We start from the raw sequence: 18,776 nt of genomic DNA, 5'->3' as shown, positions 1-18,776 counted from the left end.
CAGGATCATGCATGAGCATCTGATGCAGCGTGTCGCGACTGCGGTCGTCGACGACAACGAGACCGGGCTGTTCCGCTGCCGCCGGGATGTGTTCACGGACCCGCAGCTGTTCGAACTGGAGATGAAATACATCTTCGAGAACAACTGGGTCTACCTCGCCCACGAGAGCCAGATCGAGAAGAAGAACGACTACTTCACGACCTGGATCGGGCGCACCCCGGTGATCCTGACCCGCGCCAAGGACGGCGACATCAATTGCGTGGTCAATGCCTGCGCGCATCGCGGCGCGCAGCTTTGCCGCCGCAAGCGCGGTAACCAGCCGCTGTTCGTCTGCCCCTTCCACGGCTGGAGTTTCAGGACCGACGGCACGCTGATGCGGGCCAAGGATGCCAGTACCGGCGCCTATCCCGAAAGCTTCGACCACGACGGCTCGCACGACCTCACCCGCGTGCGGGTGGAGAGCTATCGCGGCTTCATCTTCGGCTCCCTGAACCACGATGTCGTTCCGCTGGAACGACATCTCGGGGAGGCGAAGGTCATCATCGACCAGATGGTCGATCAGGCCCCCGAAGGGCTGGAAGTGCTGACCGGCAATTCCACCTACACCTTCGAAGGAAACTGGAAGATGCAGATGGAGAACGGCTGTGACGGCTACCACGTCAGCTCCGTTCACGAGAACTACCAGTCCACCATGGGCCGCCGCGCCGAGGGCGGCACCAAGGCGGTCGATGCCAACGGCTGGTCCAAGGCCCCGGCAAGCGGTGTCTACGGCTTCGAGAATGGCCATATCCTGCTCTGGACGCAGGTCCTCAATCCCGAGGTGCGCCCGGTCTGGAACCGCAAGGACCAGATCGAGGAACGCCTCGGCAAGGACAAGGCCCGGTTCATCCTGGAGCAGACCCGCAACCTCGCGCTCTATCCCAACGTGTTCCTGATGGACCAGTTCTCGACGCAGATCCGCGTGGTGCGCCCGATCGACGTGCACACCACCGAGATCACGATCTACTGCTACGCCCCCAAGGGCGAAAGCGCCGAGGACCGCGCGCACCGCATCCGCCAGTACGAGGATTTCTTCAACGTCACCGGCATGGGCACGCCCGACGATCTGGAGGAATTCCGCAGCTGCCAGTCGGCCTATGAGGGCGCGGGCGCTCTGTGGAACGATCTCAGCCGCGGGGCGACCCGCTGGATCGATGGCCCCGATGCCAACGCGAAGGCCATAGGCATGAACCCGTTGCTTTCGAGCGAGCGCAGCGAGGACGAGGGCCTCTTCGTCCGCCAGCACGAATTCTGGGCGCAGATCATGCTCGATGGCCTGGCGAAGGATGCCGGCGCCGAACCTGTGATGGAGGCGGCGGAATGACCCTCGCTCTCGAAAAGGACCGCACGGCGCTGTCCCACGCCGACATCTGCGCCTTCCTCTACCGCGAGGCGCGCCTGCTCGACGACCGGGCGTGGGACAAGTGGTTGGAATGCTATTCGGAAGACGCCGAGTACTGGATGCCGGCCTGGACCGATGACGACACGCTCACGACCGACCCGCTGCGCGAGATCTCGCTGATCTACTACGCGAACCGCCGGGGCCTCGAGGACCGTGTCTACCGCCTCAAGACCGAGCGCTCCTCGGCCAGCGCGCCGGAGCAGCGCACCGCGCACTTCATTGCCAATGTCGAGGTTCTGGAAGCCCGCGACAGCGCGATCGACCTGCGCTACAACTGGCATACGCTCAGCCATCGCTACCAGAAGACGGCGCAGTTCTTCGGAACCACGTTCCTGACGCTGGACACCTCTGGCGAGACGCCGAAGATCCTGAAGAAGAAGATCGTCCTGAAGGACGACTACATTCACCAGGTCATCGACGTCTATCACGTCTGAAGGCACGCGAACGATGATCTTTCCGGGACGCTTCGCAGACAAGGTCATGGTGGTGACCGGGGCGGCACAGGGCATCGGCGCGGGTGTTGCCATCCGCGCGGCGGCGGAAGGCGCAAGGCTCGTCCTCGTCGACCGCGCCGATATCGTGACCGAGGTCGAGCAGACGATCACGACCGCAGGCGGACAGGCCGTTTCGGTGCAGTGCGACCTGGAAACCTACGGAGGCGCCGCGCAGGCCATGGCCGCGGCGACCGGGGCTTTCGAGCGCATCGACATTCTCGTCAACAACGTCGGTGGCGCGATCCGCATGCGCCCTTATGCCGCGTTCGAACCCGCGCAGATCGACGCCGAGATCCGCCGTTCGCTGATGCCCACGCTCTACTGCTGCCATGCCGCACTGCCCGCGATGCTGGCACAGGGCGCGGGGACCATCGTCAACGTTTCGTCCAACGCCACGCGCGGCATCCGCCGTGTGCCCTATTCGGCGGCGAAGGGCGGGATCAACGGGCTGACGCAGAGCCTTGCCATGGAATACGCCGAGGCCGGTATCCGCGTCGTCGCCACGGCGCCGGGCGGCACGCAAGCCCCTCCCCGCCGCGTCCCCCGCAATGCCGAGGGCGACAATGCCCAGGAGCAGGCCTGGATGGCCGAAGCCGTGGCGCAGGTCACCTCCTCCGCGTTCATGAAGCGCTACGGCACGCTGGAAGAGCAAATCGCCCCCATCCTGTTCCTGGCATCGGACGAGGCCAGCTACGTCACCGGCTCGGTCCTGCCCGTCGCGGGCGGCGATCTGGGCTAAAGGAAAGCACGATATGTCCAAAATCTACGACAGCCCTCGGGTCGCTCTGGAAGGCCTGTTGTTCGATGGCATGACCATCATGTCCGGCGGCTTCGGGCTCTCGGGAAATCCCGAAAGCCTGATCCCCGAAATCCGCGCTTCCGGCGTGAAGGACCTCACCGTCATCTCGAACAACGCGGGCGCCGACGGCTTCGGCCTGTGGATGCTGCTGGAAAGCCGGCAGGTGAAGAAGATGATCTCGTCCTACGTGGGTGAGAACAAGCTGTTCGAAAGCCAGTACCTCTCGGGCGAGCTGGAACTCGAACTCAATCCGCAAGGCACGCTTGCCGAACGCATCCGCGCGGGCGGTGCAGGCATCCCGGCCTTCTACACCAGGACGGGCGTGGGCACCGTGGTCGCCGAAGGCAAGCCGGTCGAGGTCTTCGAGGGCGAGGAATATGTACGCGAGACCTGGCTGCGCGCCGATCTTTCGATCATCAAGGCCTGGCGCGCCGATCCCGAGGGCAACCTGATGTTCCGCAAGACCGCGCGCAACTTCAACCCGAACATGGCGACCGCCGGCAAGGTCACCGTCGTCGAGGTGGAGGAGATCGTGCCCGAAGGCACCTTCGATCCCGACTGCATCCACACCCCCGGCATCTTCGTCGACCGCGTGGTGCTCTCCACCATCAATGAAAAGCGGATCGAGAAGCGTACCGTCCGCGAGAAGGAACCCGCCTGATGGTGCAGGAGATCAAGGGCTGGACCCGCGATGAAATGGCCGCCCGCGCCGCACGGGAACTGCGCGACGGCTTCTACGTGAACCTCGGCATCGGCATCCCCACGCTGGTGGCGAACCATGTGCCCGCTGGCATCAAGGTGACGCTGCAGAGCGAGAACGGCATGCTGGGCATCGGCCCCTTCCCCTATGACGAGGACGTCGATCCCGACCTCATCAACGCGGGCAAGCAGACGATCACCGCCCTGCCCACCTCCAGCTTCTTTTCCTCGGCGGATAGCTTCGCGATGATCCGGGGCGGCCACATCGACATGGCCGTGCTGGGCGCGATGGAAGTCTCGGCGAATGGCGACCTCGCCAACTGGACGATCCCGGGCAAGATGGTGAAGGGCATGGGCGGCGCTATGGACCTCGTCGCGGGCGTCAAGCGCGTGGTCGTGGTGATGGACCACGTCTCCAAGAAGGGCGATCCCAAGATCCTGCCCGAATGCGCGCTGCCGCTGACCGGCAAGGCCTGCGTCGACCTGATCGTGACCGATCTTGCCGTCATCGCGGTCGACCGGGCCCAGGGCGGCCTCACGCTCGTCGAACTGGCCCCCGGCGTCACGCTCGACGAGGTCCTGGCCAAGACCGGTGCGCCGCTCGCACACGATCAGGTCGCGGAGGCGTCTGCCTGATGTCCTTCCTCGATACCGACGGCGCACGCCTCTACTGGAAGCGTGACGGACGCGACGAGGCGCCCGCGCTGGTACTGCTCAATTCGATCGGCACCGACATGGACCTGTGGGACGCGGTGCTGCCGCACCTGCGCGCGGACTTCGCGCTGTTGCGGATCGATGCCCGCGGCCATGGCGCCTCCACTGCCGAAGCAGGCGATTTCTCGATGGCCATGCTGGCCGCCGACGTGCTGGCCGTGGCCGATGCGGCGGGGATCGAACGCTTCTCGCTCGCAGGCGTATCGCTGGGCGGCATGATCGGCATGGAACTGGCCCTTCGCGCGCCCGACAGGATCGAAAAGCTCGTCCCCGTCTGCACCTCCGCCACGATGGACGCCGGTGCATGGAACGAACGCGTGACGAAGATCCGGCAAGACGGCATGGCCGCGATCGCCGATCTTGCCATGGGCCGCTTTCTCTCGGACCAGGTCGAACCCGCGCTCTATGAAGCGGTGCGCCGCCAGCTGCTGGCCATGGATGCGCAAGGGTATGCCGGATGCGCCGCCGCGATCCGCGACATGGAGCTTGCCCCGCGCCTGTCCGGCATTGCCTGCCCGACGCTCGTCGTCACCGGCACGCGCGATACCTCCACCCCCTTCGAGGGCCATGGCGAACATCTCGTCGCCGGCATTCCCGGTGCGGCCCATGTCTCGCTGGAAGCCGCCCACCTCGCCCCGCTCGAAGCGCCTGAAGCGCTCGCCTCAGCACTCCTCTCCTTTCTGAAAGACTGAACATCGTGCCCGAAGCCTTCATCTGCGACGCCATCCGCACGCCCGTCGGCAAACTCGGCGGTTCGCTCGCGACCGTGCGCGCGGACGATCTCGCCGCACTCCCCCTCAAGGCGCTGATGGAGCGCAACGGTACGGCCGACTGGGCGGCGCTCGACGACGTGATCCTCGGCTGCGCCAATCAGGCGGGCGAGGACAACCGCAATGTCGCGCGCATGGCCGTGCTGCTGGCCGGGCTTCCCGAGGGTGTGCCGGGCGTGACCGTCAACCGCCTGTGCAGCTCGGGCCTGAATGCCATCGGCATGGCGGCACAGGCGATCCGCAGCGGCGATGCGGACTTCCTGATCGCCGGCGGCGTCGAGAGCATGACGCGCGCGCCCTATGTCATGGGCAAGGCAGGCAGCGCCTTCGGGCGCGACCAGAAGATCGAGGACACCACGCTCGGCTGGCGCTTCGTGAACCCGGCGATGAAGGCCGCCTACGGCGTCGATACCATGCCGCATACCGGCGAGAACGTCGCCGAACAGTGGCAGGTCAGCCGCGAGGAGCAGGACCGCTTCGCCCTAGCCAGTCAGGAAAAGGCTGCCCGGGCTCAGGCCAGCGGCCGGTTCGCTGCCGAGATCGTGCCAGTCTCCATTCCGCAGCGGAAGGGCGATCCGATCCTGTTCGACCGGGACGAACACCCCCGCGCGACCAGCCTGGAAGCGCTGGCGAAGCTGAAACCGGTGGTAAAGGCGGACGGCACCGTGACGGCAGGCAATGCCTCGGGCCTGAACGACGGCGCGGCCGCCATGCTGGTCGCCTCGGAAAGCGCGGCGGCCGCGCACGGCCTCACGCCTCGCGCGCGCGTCGTCGGCATGGCGGCGGCGGGCATCGCCCCGCGCATCATGGGCGTCGGCCCGATCGAGGCGGCCCGCAAGGTCCTCGCCCGCCGCGGGCTGACTGTCGGCCAGCTCGACGTCATCGAACTCAACGAAGCCTTCGCCAGTCAGGCCATCGCGACGCTGCGCGACCTCGGCGTCGATCCCTTCGACCCGCGCGTAAACCCCAATGGCGGGGCCATCGCGCTCGGCCATCCGCTGGGCATGTCGGGCGCGCGCATCGCGCTCTCGGCCGTGGAGGAACTGCACCGCACGAACGGCCGCTACGCCCTCGTCTTCATGTGCATCGGTGTTGGTCAGGGGCTTGCGGTACTGCTCGAAAGAGTGTGAGCCCCTTTGCAGGGCTGCCGCCAGAGCGGCCCTGCCAAACATGTGAGGGACAATCGCCCCTCTCTGCGGCATGTCTGGATGAGCTGCGTTCAACACTCTGTGCAACCAAAGCTACGTTTCAAGAAGGCCCGGGGAGCCTGATATTCGGATACGAAGGAAGTATCCGAATTACTCCTGCCAGCGCGAAATGGGCACGCAGGATTTCTTCGAGATGAATCCTGCCCTGATGTCGAACGACCTTGCCGCGGCGAAGATGCGCCGCCGCCTTGAAAGGCTGATCGAGGCGGAAAATGCTGCCCCAGTCGCGCTGGAAGCGGCGGAATAGGCTGAACCCTCGGAAAGGGGGGCATGCGGTCCCCCTGAACGATCCATCGGCGGCAGCGGCCCGATCCGGGAAGCCGTGCGGAAGCCCCTCGAAACGGCAGCCTGCAATGCGCCCTAGAGACCTGCGCGCGCGGCGATCTCCGCCTTGCGCACCACCGATGCGGGGATCCCGCCGATCCCCCAGTTCTCCGGGGCGATCGGGATGACCTGTCCCCGCACGGATAGCCGGTCGCACTCGAGGTTGCGCGCAATGATGTCGGTGAAACCTTCGATCAGGCGCCGATGCTGCTCCTCTGTGCGTCCCGTCAGCACGAGGCATGAGAAATAGGGCGCAGTCGCCCCGCCCTCGCTCGCCAGCCTGCCCCCGGCGGCCCAGTGCTGCGGTTCGATGAGCGTGACCATCACCCTCACGCGTTCTATCGGTGCGACATCCACATCGGGGTAGAGCGTACGCGCATAGAAATGGCTGATCTCGATCAGCATCTCGCCGATCGCGTCATCGCCGAATGCGCCGCGTACGAGATTGAGCTGGGCTACAGGCATGACAGACGGCTCCTCAAATACCGTGGCGCCGGCCGGAATCGAGGCCGAGCGTAGATCCCGCCAGCGCGTCCGCTTCCGGTGCCAGCAGCAGGTTGACCGCCCAGGCAACCTGCTCGGGCGTGGTAAAGGCATGGATGGCGGAATCGCCGCGCATCGCTTCGTATTCCTCGTCGAGCGGCTTGCCCGCCCGCTCGGCACGGGCCGCTGCGACCTTGCGCAGGCGGTCGGTATCGGCGGGACCGGGCGCCAGCAGATGCGCGGTGATGCCCTGCGCCCCATATGCCCAGCTCATCTGCCGCACGAGATTGGCCAGCGCCGCGTTGGCGACACCCGCTGTGGCAGCATAGGGCGAAGGCTCGAAACCATAGTGGCCGCCGATGGCAACGAGGCGCGATCCGCGCCGCAGCCTTCCCTCCACCGCACGCACCAGCCGCAGGAAGCCGGCGGCCTTGAGATTGCAGGCTGTCGTCAGGGCCTGCGGCGGGGCATTGGCGACACCGCCGGCGACCGGCAGGCCGACCGAGTGCACGACCATCGCGACCGCTGCATCGGGCAAGGTTTCGGCGATCACGGCCACGGCCGTGTCGTCGCCGATGTCGGCCGTGCAGGGAAGGAAATCCGGGCCAAGCTCACCCTGCAGACCTGCGAGCGCGGTACCATCGCGAGCAACGCCCACCACTGTCAGCCCCGCGGCGAGCAACCGGGCCGCAATCACCTTGCCGAACGCCCCCGTCACGCCCACCACGACGGCGGTTTCCCCGGTTGTCGTTCGCTGCGTCACTGTCCGTCTCCCAAAAGAGGCGGCAGGCGCACTTGGAGGAGACGCACCTGCCGCCAGGGTGGATAATACCCGTCAGTTCCCGCCACCCGGCGGCGGGAACCCATCGCCCGGTCTTACGTCAATACGTTCAGGAAGCTCTCTCGCGGCATGTTGTCGTGGCTGAAGGTCGCACGGCCGATCTGGGTCGTGTCCCAGGTCAGCGTCGGCGTATCGGGATAATGGACGTAGCCGCCGGTGAAGACCTCGTTGCGGTTGCCGAAAGGATCGAAGAAATAGATCGTCGCCCCGCGCGTCACGCCATGGCGATTGGGCGCAACATCGACCGCGATCTCGTGTTTTCCGATGAGGTCGGCCGCGTGATAGAGGTCGTTTACCGATTCCAGCAGGAACGAAACGTGGTGAAACCGGTTGGACTCGGGCTGGATCAGGAAGGCGATGTCGTGCGGCTTGGTCGAAGCCGACAGGAAGATCGCCAACGGCGTTTCGGTCTCGTGATCGACGATCTGCTCGCTCAGGGCGAAGCCGAAGACCTTATCGAAGATCTCACGGTTGGTCTCGATGTTCGGACCGCCGAGCAGAACATGGTCGAGACGCACCGTGCGCATGCCACGGATGTATCCCTCGTCGGGGATCGTGCCGGGATTGCGCGTCGGCATGCCGTTGCCGTTCTGCTCCTTGTGCGCGTAGATGTGCATCTCGTGCCCGGTGGGCAGCGTGAAGATCAGGCGCCGCCCGCTCTTCGGATAGACCCCTGCATCGACATACGTGACCTCGATGCCGAACTCGGCCAGCGCGGCCTCGTAGTTTTCCAGATCGGCGTCCTCGAGTGTCTTGAAGGCGACGTAGTCGATCCCGGCCTCGTCGGCCTTGCGCAATACCAGCGAGTACAAGTCGTGCTCGTCCGGGCACTTGTAGTAGAGCTTGTCGTCGTCGCCTTCGTAGCTTTCGATCAGGCCGATGCGGTCACCATAGTGGCGACGCGCCTCGTCCATGTCGAAGATTCGAAGACCCACTTCGCCGACCCTGAGCAACCCGCTTAACGCCATCTCGAAATCCTCGCCTTATACCTTGCCGAAAGCGGCAAGGCCGCCTTCGGCAATCTGCTCGTCTTCAATTTCGCTGCCGCCCGACACACCGAGCGCGCCGATAACCCGGCCGTCGTGCATGATCGGCATCCCTCCTGGGACCTCCGTCACACGCGGCCGCCGCAAGAGGCCGTCGCGCACCGCGCGCGGCGTACCCTCCAGCATTTCGCTGAAACCCCGCGTGGAGGCTCCGAAGCTGGCTGCCGTCCACGCCTTGTCGATGGCCAGATCGCTCGACGCCAGAAACGCGCCGGGCAGTCGCAGGAACCCGCCAAGGTTGCCCCCCACGTCGACCACCGCGATCGCGACCCGTGCGCCGAGATCCTCAGCCATCTTGCGCGCGGCACCCAGTGCGCGTTCGACCTGATCTGCCGGAAGACCCGTGTTCATGCCGCGACCGCCTTTCCCGCGTCCGTCCGCCTGGCACGGCAACGCCGCGGCGCCTGCTCGATCCTGAGGTCGCTGCGCGGATAGATCCGGCACGCGAGACCCATGCCGACTTCGGCCTGTTCCGCCGTGACCCAGGCCGCACTCATATGCTTCGCCTCGTACTGCCCCTCGGCGATCACGACCCGGCACACGCCGCAGCCCCCGCCACGGCAGCCGACAGCCAGGACCGAACGTCCCGCCGCGCGCATGGCCTGCAGCACGTTCTGGTCGGCCCGGCAGGCAAACCCTGCCGCATCTCCATCGACGAGGATCCGGAAGGTCTCCGACGCTTGAGCGCCTTTGTCACTTCCGGATTGGTCCTTTGGCATTGCTTGCGTCCTTCACCCCTTCGATCCGGCGTCTTATTGCAGCACCGTTGTCTCGGATTATTCGTCGTCAGGCAGGCGTGGTTTCCTCTACGCCCTTGCTGTCGCTGCCGAGCAGCCCGCGCTCGCGCGCCATGGTGAGCGCAGTATCCTCGATCATGTCTTCCTGACCGCCGATCATCCGCTTGCGGCCAAGTTCGATAAGGATGTCGCGCGCGGGCACGCCGTACTTCCGTTCGCAATCCTTGGCGGGATAGAGGAACGTCGAATAGACACCGGCATAGCCCAGCGTCAGCGCATCACGATCCGCGCGCGGGGGCTTGGCCATCATCGGCAGCACGCTGTCCTCGGCCACGTCCATGAGCGCGAAGACATCGATGCCCGTCTCGACACCCATGCGTTCCAGCACGGCGGCGAAGACCTCCAACGGCGTATTGCCCGCACCGGCGCCGAAACCGGCAACCGAACCGTCGATACGCGTCGCGCCGGAGGCGATCGCGGCAATCGAGTTGGCGCAGCCCATGCCTAGGTTGTGGTGGCCGTGGAAACCGATCTCGGTTTCCGGCTTCAACACGCCCCGTATCGCGGAAACGCGCGCGGTCACGTCGTCGGGCAGCATGTAGCCGGCACTGTCGACGCAATAGACCGTCTGTGCGCCGTAGCTTTCCATCAGCAGCGCCTGCTCGACCAGCTTTTCGACCGTGGTCATGTGCGCCATCATCAGGAAGCCGACGGTATCGAGACCAAGCTCGCGCCCCAGCCCGATGTGCTGTTCGGAAACGTCCGCCTCGGTGCAGTGGGTGGCGACGTGGACACAGCCCACGCCGCAGTCGGCCGCCATGCGCAACTCGTCGAGCGTGCCGATCCCCGGCACGTGCAGCACCGAAATCGTCGCGTTCTTCACCGCCGGCACGACCGCGCGCAGGTATTCCTCGTCGGTATGCAGGCCGCGTCCGTAGTTGAGCGAGGAACCGCCCAGCCCGTCGCCGTGCGTCACCTGGATCAGCGGGACGCCAGCCGCGTCGAGGCCGCTGGCGATCTCGACCATCTTGGCGAGCGGGATCTGGTGGCGCATCGAGTGCATGCCGTCGCGCAGGCTCATGTCGTGGAGCTTCACGCGCTTGCCGCGCACAGTGGATTCAAGAGTTGCCATTACGCGGCCTCCTCTGCCGGAACGGGCTTGAGTTCGAGCGTGCCCGCCAGGATTTCCTGCGCGAACATTTCGGCAGCCCGTGCCGCCGACGCAGTCATGATGTCGAGGTTGCCGGCATACTTGGGCAGGAAGTCGCCCAGCCCCTCGACCTCGAGGAAAATGGCGACCTTGCGGCCATCGAAGGTCGGCCCGTTCTTGAGGCGATAGCCGGGAACGTACTTCTGCACTTCGGCGATCATCTTGTGGACCGAAGCGGTGATCGCCTCGCGATCAGGCTCCTCAGCCGTCTCGCAATAGACCGTATCGCGCATCATCAGCGGCGGATCGGCAGGGTTGACGACCACGATCGCCTTGCCCTTGCTCGCACCGCCGACTTTCTCGACCGCGCCCGAAGTCGTGCGGGTGAACTCGTCGATGTTCTTGCGCGTGCCGGGCCCGATCGAGAGCGAGGCCACCGTCGCGATGATCTCGGCATAGTCGACCTTCTGGACCGAGCTGACGGCATTGACCATCGGGATCGTCGCCTGCCCCGCGCAAGTGACCATGTTCACGTTCATCACCTGACGCCCCACCAGCCCGGCAAGGTTTACCGGCGGCACGCAGAGCGGGCCGATAGCGGCCGGCGTAAGGTCGATCATGAGCACGCCCAGCGCATTGAGCTTGCGGCTGTTCTCGGCATGGACATAGGCCGAGGTCGCATCGAAGGCGATCTGCACGCCGTCCGCGATCACGTGGTCGATCATGCCGTCGACGCCCTGGTCCGTCGTCTTCAGGCCCAGATCGCGCGCGCGCGCCAGACCGGCGGATGTGGGATCGACACCCACCATCCACACAGGCTCCAGAACGTCGGAGCGCATCAGCTTGTAGAGCAGGTCGGTACCGATGTTACCCGGCCCGATGATGGCACACTTGATCTTGCTCATTTCATCGTCCCTTCCGGACAGAAATCCCCACGGTCCGCGAACGTGACGCCCGCCACCGCATAATTTTCCAAAGGCGTGTCCTGAATGATCACGCGCACCTGTTCCGGGCGCACCAGCAGCGTGCGCACGGTTGCTTCGGTCAGCTCACGGCACAATTGCCGTTTCTGCTCGACAGTTCGCCCTTCGCCCAAGACCACCGAAATGATCGGCATCCAATCCTCCCTATCGGTCCGCCGTCGCGCGGCGGATCTCCGTTTCCCGGCAGGCCTGCGTCGCCGGCCTGTCAGCCGAAACGAACACTGATTTCGCCCATGTCCTGATAGCGCACGATGACCGCGTCATCCGGCTTGACCGCGATGGCGGCGGTCGCCCCGCCGGTCAGCACGATGCTTCCCGCCGGCAGCGTGCGGCCTCGCCCGTGAAGCCAGGCGACCAGCATCTGGATCGAGCGTGCCGGATGGCCCAGCACCGCGCCCGAAGAGGCCATCGCCACGATCTCTCCATTGAGTTCCATGACCATGCCGATCGTTCGCAGATCGACATTGCGCGCCCGGCGCGGCCGCCCGCCCATCACGAAACGCGCGGACGAGCCATTGTCGGCGATCACGCTGGGCAGGTCGAACTTGAACTTCTCGAAGCGGCTGTCGAGGATCTCGATCGCCGGCTGCACGAAGTCGGTAGCGTCCAGAACCTGATCGATCGACACCTCCGGTCCACCGAGTTCGTCCTTCATGACGAAGGCGATCTCGGCCTCGACGCGCGGATGGATCAGGCACTGCGTGGGGATGATGCTGCCTTCGGGATCGAGCGTGTCGCGCATCAGGATGCCGAAGCTCGGCTCCGATACGCCCATCTGCTCCATCTTGGCCTTGGACGTGAGGCCGGCCTTGAGACCGATCAGTTCGCGGCCCTCGTCCAGCCATCGGGCCAGCAGGCGGTCCTGCACCGCATAGCCGTCCTCGACATCGAGACCGGGATAGACCTCGGTCAGCTTGGGCATCGTGTGCGGCGCGGCCTGCGCTGTGGCAACCTGAGCGGTGATGCGGTCGAGTGTTGCGGAATCAAGCACCGGCCGTCTCCTTGATGATCGCACGGGCAGCATCGGTCATGGGGAAACCGGCCGCCCCGCCGTTTGCGAAACCGACCGAGCACGAACCGATGCCGCCGATGTGGGCGATGAGGCTGTCCCCGTGCTTGACCGGGATGAGCGGTGCCAGCGAGCCGGAAAGGATCACCTCGCCCGCACGGAACGGCATGCCGAGACGCCCGAGCGTGTTGGCGAGCCAGGCCACCGCGTTGAGCGGAGATCCCTGTACGGCCGCGCCCACGCCGTCCGCGCAGGGCTCGCCGTTCATCTCGACCAGCAGACCGGCCAGCGTCAGGTCCACGTCGCGCGGATCGACCTTGTCCTCGCCCAGCACGAAGACGCCGCAGGAGGCGTTGTCGGCCACGGTATCCTGAATGCGGATGTCCCAGCCGTCGATACGGCTGTCGACGATCTCGAAGCAGGCACGCACGTGATCGGTAGCCCGCAGAACATCGGTCGCGGTCACGCCCGGACCGTTGAGGTCCTCCTTCAGGACGAAGGCGATTTCCGCTTCGGCGCGCGGCTGGATCAGGCGGTCGAGATCGACGACCCTGCCATCCTCGACTTCCATGACCGAAGTCAGCAGGCCGAAGTCCGGCTCGAACACGCCGATCATTTCCTGAACGGCCTTGGACGTCACGCCGATCTTCTTGCCGACGACATCCTCGCCGATCGCGAGCCGGCGGTCCATGAAGCGTTCCTGGATGCGATAGGCATCGACGATATCGATGCCCTCGAAGCGATCGCGCAGCGGCGCGATGGTGCTGTTGGCGCGATAGGCGTCGTAGAGCTCGTCGCCGGCGCGTTCGATGAGTGCGGGATCCAGTGCCATGATCAGAGCTTCACGCAGATGTTGCGGAGTTCGGTGTAGAACTCGAGGCTGTGAACACCGCCCTCGCGGCCGATGCCCGATTGCTTGGTCCCGCCGAACGGCGTGCGCAGGTCGCGCAGGAACCACGAATTGATCCAGGTGATGCCAACATCGACCGCCGCGGCAACCCGGTGGGCGCGGGAGAGATCGCGCGTCCAGATGCTCGTGGCGAGGCCATACTCGGTAGCGTTGGCGAGACGGATGGCCTCGTCTTCTGAATCAAAAGGACGGATGTGGCAGCAAGGCCCAAAGATTTCCTCGGTGACCGCGGCGCTGTCGTCGGCAAGACCGGTCCAGATCGTCGGCTGGACGAAAGACCCCCTGGCAAGGTCGCCCGGCAGGTCGGGAACGCCGCCGCCGGTAACAACCGTCGCACCGTCGGCCGCGGCCTTGGCATAGTAGGACAGCACCTTGTCGCGGTGCTCCTGCGAGATCAGCGGGCCGAAGTTCGTCGCCTTGTCCTCGGGGTGCCCGGGGCGCAGGGCTTCGGCGGCGGCCTTGAGCCGGGCAACGACTTCCTCGAAGACCGGGCGCTCGACCAGCACCCGCTCGGTACCCAGGCACACCTGCCCGCAGTTGAGGAAAACAGAGCGCGTCAGCCCCTCGATGGTCTTGTCGAGATCGGCGTCTGCAAACACCAGCGCGCTGTTCTTGCCGCCCATCTCGAACGACACGTCGCGCAGGCCCCTTGCGGCAGCCTGCATGATCGCGGTGCCCGTGCGGGTTTCGCCGGTGAAGGTGATGGCATCGACGCCGGGGTGCTCGGTCAGGAAGGCACCGGCGGAATCCGGCCCGAAACCGTGAATGACATTGTAGACGCCCGCCGGAATGCCGACCTCGTTCATCACTTCGCCCAGCAGCGTGGCAGTGCCCGGGGTCTCTTCCGAGGGCTTGACGACGACCGTGTTACCGCAGGCGAGAGCCGGGGCGACCTTCCAGGTCATCAGCAGGAACGGCGCATTCCACGGCGAGATCACGCCGATCACGCCCTTTGGCTTGCGGATCGAATAGTTGATGGCGCCGGCGCCATCGGGCGTCGCGGTCTGGAACGCTTCGGTCGCAACCGACTTCACGACATCGGCGAAGGCCTTGAAGTTCGCCGCGCCGCGCGGAACGAAGGCATGGCCCATCATCGAACGGGGCTGGCCGGTATCGGCCATCTCGGCCTCGACGAAATCGTCGAAGCGGCGCGTGATGCCGTCGGCAACCGCGCGCATCAGGTCGGAACGATCCTCGACGGAAATGCCGGCCCAGGGGCCGGTGAGTGCCCGACGCGCCGCGGTAACGGCAGCATCGACTTCCTCGCGCCCCGCTTCGGCCACCAGGCCGACCAGCGAGCCGTCGAACGGGCGGCGCTTTTCGAAGGTGCGCGCGCTGCTCACGGCACGGCCGTCGATGAAGTGCCGGAAGGCCACCTCACCGGTGCCGCTTGCTGCATCGATCACGTCAGGCTTTTCCATTCGAGCGATCCTGTCCCTTCAGACCTTCGGGCCCGAGACGCTGCGCGACACGACCCTTAGTTGGACATTCTGGATAATTGGCTTGACCTGCACCGTCCAATACGGATTATTGCGATCAAAATTACGAAAAAGGTATCACCGGAAAGAGGACGCCGTGATTGGAATCCGTCAACTCCGCTATTTCGTGGCCGTCGTGCGCCACGGCAGCTTTCGCGCCGCAGCGCAAGCCGTGCACATTTCGCAGCCACCGCTCACCCGACAGATCCAGCAGCTGGAAGAGGAAGTCGGCGCCGAACTCCTCGTGCGCCGCAACCGGGGCGTCGAGCCCACCCCGGCGGGCGCCGCCTTCTTCGAGGATGCGAGCCATATCCTGGAACTGCTCGACCGCGCGACCGAACGGGCACGCCGGATCGGCATCGGTCAGCTCGGCAGGCTGGACGTGGGCGTATTCGGCTCGGCCGTGCTCGACACCGTGCCCCGAATCATGAAGGCCTTCCGCAACCTCTATCCGGACGTGGACCTCGTCCTGCACAACATGGACCGCGAAACCCAGCTGCGCGCCCTGCGCGACCGGCGCATCGCCATCGGCCTCAACCGCTTCTTCGACGACGAGCCCGGATTGCTTTCGGAACCGCTCTACACCGAACGCCTGCTCGCCGTGGTCCCCTCTTCGCACCGCCTCGCTGCGCAGAAAACGGTGCACTTCAGCGACCTCGCCAACGAGCCGCTCATCTTCTACCCGCGCGTGTCGCGCCCGACCGGGTTCACCTATGAACTGACGCGGCTGTTCCACGACCGCAGGCTCACGCCCAATGTCGTGCAGAACGTGGACGACGTGTTCACGGCAGTCGCACTGGTGTCCAGCGGCATCGGCGTCAGCTTCGTCGTGGAATCGGCGAGGAACCTGCAGCTGCCGGGCATCGCGTACGTGCCGATCGACCCGGCCGAGAACGTCTATTTCGACCTCTCGATGATCTGGCGCGAGGACGACACAACACCGCTGGTCGCCGCCTTTCTCGAAGTCGCGCGCACCAGCGACAAGCGGATCTCGCCCGAACACGCGGCAGCCTGACAAGGCAGCCGGTGCCGATCAGACGGGCCAGCCGTCAAAAGGCGTCGTCGGCCAGAGCCGTGATGGCCTCGGACCCGGCCGCGATGGCCGTCGCCAGTGCATCGACCTGCGGCAGCATGCGATCGACGAAGAAGCGCGCCACGGCCCGTTTGGCCGAATGCTGTTCGCTCCCCGTTGTGGCGGCCGCTGCCATGCGCGCCCACATCCAGCCCATGGACACGAGCGTGAACATGCGCAGGTAATCGACCGCGGCAGAGCCCGTCGCATGGATATCCGCGCCATGAAGCGACACCGTGACCTCCCGCAGGCGCTGCAAGGCGGACTGAACGCGCTGCGCTACGTGGGCGGCATCCGGCTGTGCCTGCGCCGCCGCCAGATCGCTTTCGATCCGGTCGAGGAAGCCCGTCACAACGCTGCCGCCGCCAAGTGTAAGCTTGCGGCCGACGAGATCCATGGCCTGAACCCCGTTGGTGCCTTCGTAGATCTGCGCAATGCGCGCATCGCGCACGAACTGCTCCATGCCCCATTCGCGGATGTAGCCGTGCCCGCCAAACACCTGCTGGGCCTGCACCGCGCTTTCGAACCCGAAATCGGTGAAGCCCGCCTTCACCACGGGCGTCAGCAAGGCCACGAGCGCATCGGCCTGCGCCCGCTCTGCGGCATCGGGGTGCGAACGGGCGCGATCCAGCTGCAGGGCAGTCCAGCCCGCCAGTGCCCGGCCGCCCTCGACGAAGGCGCGCACCTGCAGCAGCATGCGACGCACATCGGCGTGCTCAATGATCGACACCGGCCCGCGCGCGCCATCGGCGCTGCGACCCTGCAACCGCTCGCGCGCATAGGCCACCGCCTGCTGGTACGCACCGCCGGCAATGCCGAGCCCCTGAATGCCGACCATCAGACGCTCGGCATTCATCATCGTGAACATCGCCGCCAGCCCGCGGTGCGGCTCACCGACGAGCCAGCCGGTCGCCTCGTCATAGTTCATGACGCAAGTGGGCTGCGCGTGAATGCCCATCTTCTTCTCAAGCGCGCCCACCGACATGGTGTTGCGCACGGTAAAGCCACCCTCGCCATCCGGCAGGAACTTGGGCACGAGGAAAAGGCTGATTCCCTTCACGCCCGGAGGCGCATCGGGCAGCCGCGCCAGAACGAGGTGGACGATGTTCCCGCCGAAATCGTGGTCGCCCGAGGAAATGAAGATCTTCGTGCCGGTCACCGCATAGGCACCGTCGCCTTTCGGCGCGGCCTTGGCCTTGAGCAGCGCGAGATCGGTGCCCGCCCCGCTTTCGGTCAATGCCATGGCGCCGGTCCATTGCCCGTTGACGAGCGGCTCCAGCCAGATGGCCTTGAGGTCATCGGAAGCATGGGCGGCAATCGCCTCGCAGGCACCGCGTGTCAGTCCCGGGAACAGGCCAAAGGACAGGTTCGTCGCCGACATCATCTCGTCGAACCAGAGCTGCAGAATGAAGGGCAGCCCCTGCCCGCCATGGTCCGGGCTGGCGGAAAGCGTCGTCCAGCCCCCTTCGGCGAAATCGCGATAGGCTGCGGCAAATCCCGGAGGCGTGCGCACTTCGCCATCGACGATCCGGCTGCCCTGCTCGTCCCCTTCGCGATTGATGGGATGGAGGACGTCGGCGCAGAAACGCCCCGCCTCTTCCAGCACCGCAAGGGCCAGATCGAGATCGGTTTCCTGCCCGAGTTCGCCCATGGCATCGTCGAAGCCGAGCACTTCACTCAGCAGGAAGCGGTAATCCTCGATCGGCGGCAGGTAGGCTTGCATGTCTTTCTCCTCGCTGTGCGGGACGCGGGGCGCGACTACACCAAACATCTGTTACAATCAAATGCCACATGCGGCCCGGCAGCTTTTCCGTCCGAAGAGAAAGGTCAGTCGTGGCGGAAGATGGCCACCACCTCCGCGGCAATCTCGGCCGGGGACAAGCGCCCCGGACGATACCAGTCGGCAGCGGAATTGAGTTGGGAAAGCAGCAGGTTGCGGTAGATCGACCGGTCGAACCGTTCCGCCAGCGGCAGCGCCTCGACAAGCGAACGGAATATCGCCTCGAACGCATCGCGCCGTTCGACGAGTTGACGGCGCACTGCTTCGGGCACCTCGCGAAAATCGTTCATCATCGGCGTCGTCAGCGAGTCGGGTGCAAGCTGTATTTCGAGCAAGGTCTCGCAAGCGGCCAGAAGGCGGTCCCATGGATCGACGTGGCCGGCGATCGCCATCTCGATCCGCTCTGCCGCCGCGTCGAGCGCGGCATTGTGCAACTCGACGAACAGGGCGTCCTTCGACTTGATGTGATGATAGAGCGAACCGCCCAGCACGCCGGCCTCCGCGCCGATGTCCCGCATCGACGTGCCGCGATAGCCCTTGCGGGCAAAGATCTGCGCCGCAATGGCCAGGATCTGGCTGCGACGGTCCGGTTGGTTTTCATCCGTCATTGGCGCGGCTGCAACGATACGACCTGGGTGGTGCCCTCATACGCCGTGTCGGTGGCATACATTGCTGCGCTTGGCCAGACCGGCGGGATCGTCGGTAAGAATCGCCTCGAAATCGATTGCCTTCCTTCGCCGAGCCGTATGCCCTTGAACATGTATGCTGTTTCTCGATCCCGAGACTGGAAGATCGGCGGGGTGATGCGCTATCATTGCGAACGGCACATCACCGGCCC

General features: G+C 65.5%; 21 protein-coding genes. 8 read left to right on the top strand and 13 right to left on the bottom strand.

Annotated elements, in window-relative coordinates; genetic code table 11:
- Positions 1-7: 7 nt before the first annotated feature.
- The 7 genes from NZK81_RS17830 to pcaF are packed head-to-tail and all read left to right on the top strand — an operon-like array spanning position 8 to position 6,047.
- Positions 8-1,363 (top strand): SRPBCC family protein, encoded by a 1,356-nt coding sequence (locus tag NZK81_RS17830; protein ID WP_260047441.1) that lies wholly within the window; start codon positions 8-10, stop codon positions 1,361-1,363.
- Positions 1,360-1,875, top strand: a complete 516-nt coding sequence (gene benB / locus NZK81_RS17825) for a benzoate 1,2-dioxygenase small subunit (protein ID WP_260047440.1) — start codon at positions 1,360-1,362, stop codon at positions 1,873-1,875. The genes NZK81_RS17830 and benB overlap by 4 nt, the downstream gene beginning before the upstream one ends.
- Positions 1,876-1,888: 13 nt before the next feature.
- Entirely contained in the window at positions 1,889-2,674 is a 786-nt protein-coding gene (benD, locus tag NZK81_RS17820) for a benzoate diol dehydrogenase BenD (protein ID WP_260047439.1), read from the top strand.
- A 13-nt stretch (positions 2,675-2,687) separates the two neighbouring features.
- Positions 2,688-3,395: a CoA transferase subunit A gene (locus NZK81_RS17815; RefSeq protein ID WP_260047438.1), complete on the top strand. Its 708-nt coding sequence runs from the start codon at positions 2,688-2,690 to the stop codon at positions 3,393-3,395.
- Positions 3,395-4,069 carry a 3-oxoacid CoA-transferase subunit B gene (locus NZK81_RS17810; protein WP_260047437.1) on the top strand — a complete coding sequence of 225 codons (675 nt, stop codon included), beginning with the start codon at positions 3,395-3,397 and terminating at the stop codon, positions 4,067-4,069. Before NZK81_RS17815 ends, NZK81_RS17810 begins: the two co-directional genes overlap by 1 nt.
- Positions 4,069-4,839 (top strand): 3-oxoadipate enol-lactonase, encoded by a 771-nt coding sequence (pcaD, locus tag NZK81_RS17805; RefSeq protein ID WP_260047436.1) that lies wholly within the window; start codon positions 4,069-4,071, stop codon positions 4,837-4,839. Before NZK81_RS17810 ends, pcaD begins: the two co-directional genes overlap by 1 nt.
- 5 nt (positions 4,840-4,844) lie before the next feature.
- Positions 4,845-6,047 carry a 3-oxoadipyl-CoA thiolase gene (gene pcaF, locus NZK81_RS17800; protein WP_260047435.1) on the top strand — a complete coding sequence of 401 codons (1,203 nt, stop codon included), beginning with the start codon at positions 4,845-4,847 and terminating at the stop codon, positions 6,045-6,047.
- Between the two features lie 438 nt (positions 6,048-6,485).
- On the opposite strand, the gene NZK81_RS17795 is transcribed toward pcaF, so the two are convergent.
- From NZK81_RS17795 to NZK81_RS17745, 11 genes are all read right to left on the bottom strand, one after another.
- Positions 6,486-6,914 carry a tautomerase family protein gene (locus tag NZK81_RS17795; RefSeq protein ID WP_260047434.1) on the bottom strand — a complete coding sequence of 143 codons (429 nt, stop codon included), beginning with the start codon at positions 6,912-6,914 and terminating at the stop codon, positions 6,486-6,488.
- Between the two features lie 13 nt (positions 6,915-6,927).
- Complete coding sequence (locus NZK81_RS17790; protein WP_260047433.1) at positions 6,928-7,695, bottom strand: SDR family oxidoreductase; 768 nt, start codon at positions 7,693-7,695, stop codon at positions 6,928-6,930.
- A gap of 113 nt (positions 7,696-7,808) precedes the next feature.
- A complete protein-coding gene (locus NZK81_RS17785; protein ID WP_260047432.1) occupies positions 7,809-8,741 on the bottom strand; it encodes a catechol 2,3-dioxygenase in 933 nt (310 codons plus the stop codon).
- A gap of 15 nt (positions 8,742-8,756) precedes the next feature.
- A complete protein-coding gene (locus NZK81_RS17780) occupies positions 8,757-9,170 on the bottom strand; it encodes a GlcG/HbpS family heme-binding protein (RefSeq protein WP_260047431.1) in 414 nt (137 codons plus the stop codon).
- The gene (locus NZK81_RS17775; protein ID WP_260047430.1) at positions 9,167-9,538 is read right to left on the bottom strand and encodes a 2Fe-2S iron-sulfur cluster-binding protein; all 372 of its coding nucleotides are present in this window, start codon (positions 9,536-9,538) and stop codon (positions 9,167-9,169) included. Before NZK81_RS17775 ends, NZK81_RS17780 begins: the two co-directional genes overlap by 4 nt.
- Before the next feature lie 67 nt (positions 9,539-9,605).
- Positions 9,606-10,688 (bottom strand): 4-hydroxy-2-oxovalerate aldolase, encoded by a 1,083-nt coding sequence (dmpG, locus tag NZK81_RS17770; RefSeq protein WP_260047429.1) that lies wholly within the window; start codon positions 10,686-10,688, stop codon positions 9,606-9,608.
- Positions 10,688-11,611 (bottom strand): acetaldehyde dehydrogenase (acetylating), encoded by a 924-nt coding sequence (locus NZK81_RS17765; protein ID WP_260047428.1) that lies wholly within the window; start codon positions 11,609-11,611, stop codon positions 10,688-10,690. Before NZK81_RS17765 ends, dmpG begins: the two co-directional genes overlap by 1 nt.
- Positions 11,608-11,898 (bottom strand): tautomerase family protein, encoded by a 291-nt coding sequence (locus NZK81_RS17760; RefSeq protein WP_260047516.1) that lies wholly within the window; start codon positions 11,896-11,898, stop codon positions 11,608-11,610. The genes NZK81_RS17765 and NZK81_RS17760 overlap by 4 nt, the downstream gene beginning before the upstream one ends.
- On the bottom strand, positions 11,895-12,680 hold the full coding sequence (locus NZK81_RS17755; protein ID WP_260047427.1) for a 2-keto-4-pentenoate hydratase: 786 nt from the start codon (positions 12,678-12,680) through the stop codon (positions 11,895-11,897). Before NZK81_RS17755 ends, NZK81_RS17760 begins: the two co-directional genes overlap by 4 nt.
- Positions 12,673-13,530, bottom strand: coding sequence for a fumarylacetoacetate hydrolase family protein (locus NZK81_RS17750; RefSeq protein WP_260047426.1), 858 nt, complete (start codon positions 13,528-13,530; stop codon positions 12,673-12,675). Before NZK81_RS17750 ends, NZK81_RS17755 begins: the two co-directional genes overlap by 8 nt.
- 2 nt (positions 13,531-13,532) lie before the next feature.
- Positions 13,533-15,029 (bottom strand): 2-hydroxymuconic semialdehyde dehydrogenase, encoded by a 1,497-nt coding sequence (locus tag NZK81_RS17745; protein WP_260047425.1) that lies wholly within the window; start codon positions 15,027-15,029, stop codon positions 13,533-13,535.
- A gap of 154 nt (positions 15,030-15,183) precedes the next feature.
- Here NZK81_RS17745 and NZK81_RS17740 point away from each other — a divergent pair, with 154 nt between their 5' ends.
- Positions 15,184-16,101, top strand: coding sequence for a LysR substrate-binding domain-containing protein (locus NZK81_RS17740; RefSeq protein WP_260047424.1), 918 nt, complete (start codon positions 15,184-15,186; stop codon positions 16,099-16,101).
- A 34-nt stretch (positions 16,102-16,135) separates the two neighbouring features.
- Here the strand turns inward: NZK81_RS17740 and NZK81_RS17735 are convergent, their stop codons facing one another.
- Together NZK81_RS17735 and NZK81_RS17730 are read right to left on the bottom strand one after the other, a co-directional pair.
- The gene (locus tag NZK81_RS17735) at positions 16,136-17,881 is read right to left on the bottom strand and encodes an acyl-CoA dehydrogenase family protein (protein WP_260047423.1); all 1,746 of its coding nucleotides are present in this window, start codon (positions 17,879-17,881) and stop codon (positions 16,136-16,138) included.
- Between the two features lie 104 nt (positions 17,882-17,985).
- Positions 17,986-18,546, bottom strand: coding sequence for a TetR/AcrR family transcriptional regulator (locus NZK81_RS17730; RefSeq protein WP_260047422.1), 561 nt, complete (start codon positions 18,544-18,546; stop codon positions 17,986-17,988).
- Positions 18,547-18,776: the final 230 nt, after the last annotated feature.

Origin of the sequence: Novosphingobium mangrovisedimenti (assembly GCF_025153475.1) — a bacterium.
Taxonomy (GTDB): Bacteria; Pseudomonadota; Alphaproteobacteria; order Sphingomonadales; family Sphingomonadaceae; genus Novosphingobium; species Novosphingobium mangrovi_A.
This window is presented reverse-complemented; position numbering and strand designations above follow the sequence as displayed.

Bases quoted from the DNA above. Each gene is read 5' to 3' on its own strand.
- pcaD (WP_260047436.1), top strand. From the start codon at position 4,069: ATGTCCTTCCTCGATACCGACGGCGCACGCCTCTACTGGAAGCGTGAC.
- NZK81_RS17775 (WP_260047430.1), bottom strand. From the start codon at position 9,538: ATGCCAAAGGACCAATCCGGAAGTGACAAAGGCGCTCAAGCGTCGGAG.
- NZK81_RS17780 (WP_260047431.1), bottom strand. From the start codon at position 9,170: ATGAACACGGGTCTTCCGGCAGATCAGGTCGAACGCGCACTGGGTGCC.
- NZK81_RS17765 (WP_260047428.1), bottom strand. From the start codon at position 11,611: ATGAGCAAGATCAAGTGTGCCATCATCGGGCCGGGTAACATCGGTACC.
- benB (WP_260047440.1), top strand. From the start codon at position 1,360: ATGACCCTCGCTCTCGAAAAGGACCGCACGGCGCTGTCCCACGCCGAC.
- dmpG (WP_260047429.1), bottom strand. From the start codon at position 10,688: ATGGCAACTCTTGAATCCACTGTGCGCGGCAAGCGCGTGAAGCTCCAC.
- NZK81_RS17830 (WP_260047441.1), top strand. From the start codon at position 8: ATGCATGAGCATCTGATGCAGCGTGTCGCGACTGCGGTCGTCGACGAC.
- NZK81_RS17735 (WP_260047423.1), bottom strand. From the start codon at position 17,881: ATGCAAGCCTACCTGCCGCCGATCGAGGATTACCGCTTCCTGCTGAGT.
- NZK81_RS17730 (WP_260047422.1), bottom strand. From the start codon at position 18,546: ATGACGGATGAAAACCAACCGGACCGTCGCAGCCAGATCCTGGCCATT.
- NZK81_RS17795 (WP_260047434.1), bottom strand. From the start codon at position 6,914: ATGCCTGTAGCCCAGCTCAATCTCGTACGCGGCGCATTCGGCGATGAC.
- NZK81_RS17785 (WP_260047432.1), bottom strand. From the start codon at position 8,741: ATGGCGTTAAGCGGGTTGCTCAGGGTCGGCGAAGTGGGTCTTCGAATC.
- NZK81_RS17745 (WP_260047425.1), bottom strand. From the start codon at position 15,029: ATGGAAAAGCCTGACGTGATCGATGCAGCAAGCGGCACCGGTGAGGTG.
- NZK81_RS17810 (WP_260047437.1), top strand. From the start codon at position 3,395: ATGGTGCAGGAGATCAAGGGCTGGACCCGCGATGAAATGGCCGCCCGC.
- benD (WP_260047439.1), top strand. From the start codon at position 1,889: ATGATCTTTCCGGGACGCTTCGCAGACAAGGTCATGGTGGTGACCGGG.
- NZK81_RS17815 (WP_260047438.1), top strand. From the start codon at position 2,688: ATGTCCAAAATCTACGACAGCCCTCGGGTCGCTCTGGAAGGCCTGTTG.
- NZK81_RS17750 (WP_260047426.1), bottom strand. From the start codon at position 13,530: ATGGCACTGGATCCCGCACTCATCGAACGCGCCGGCGACGAGCTCTAC.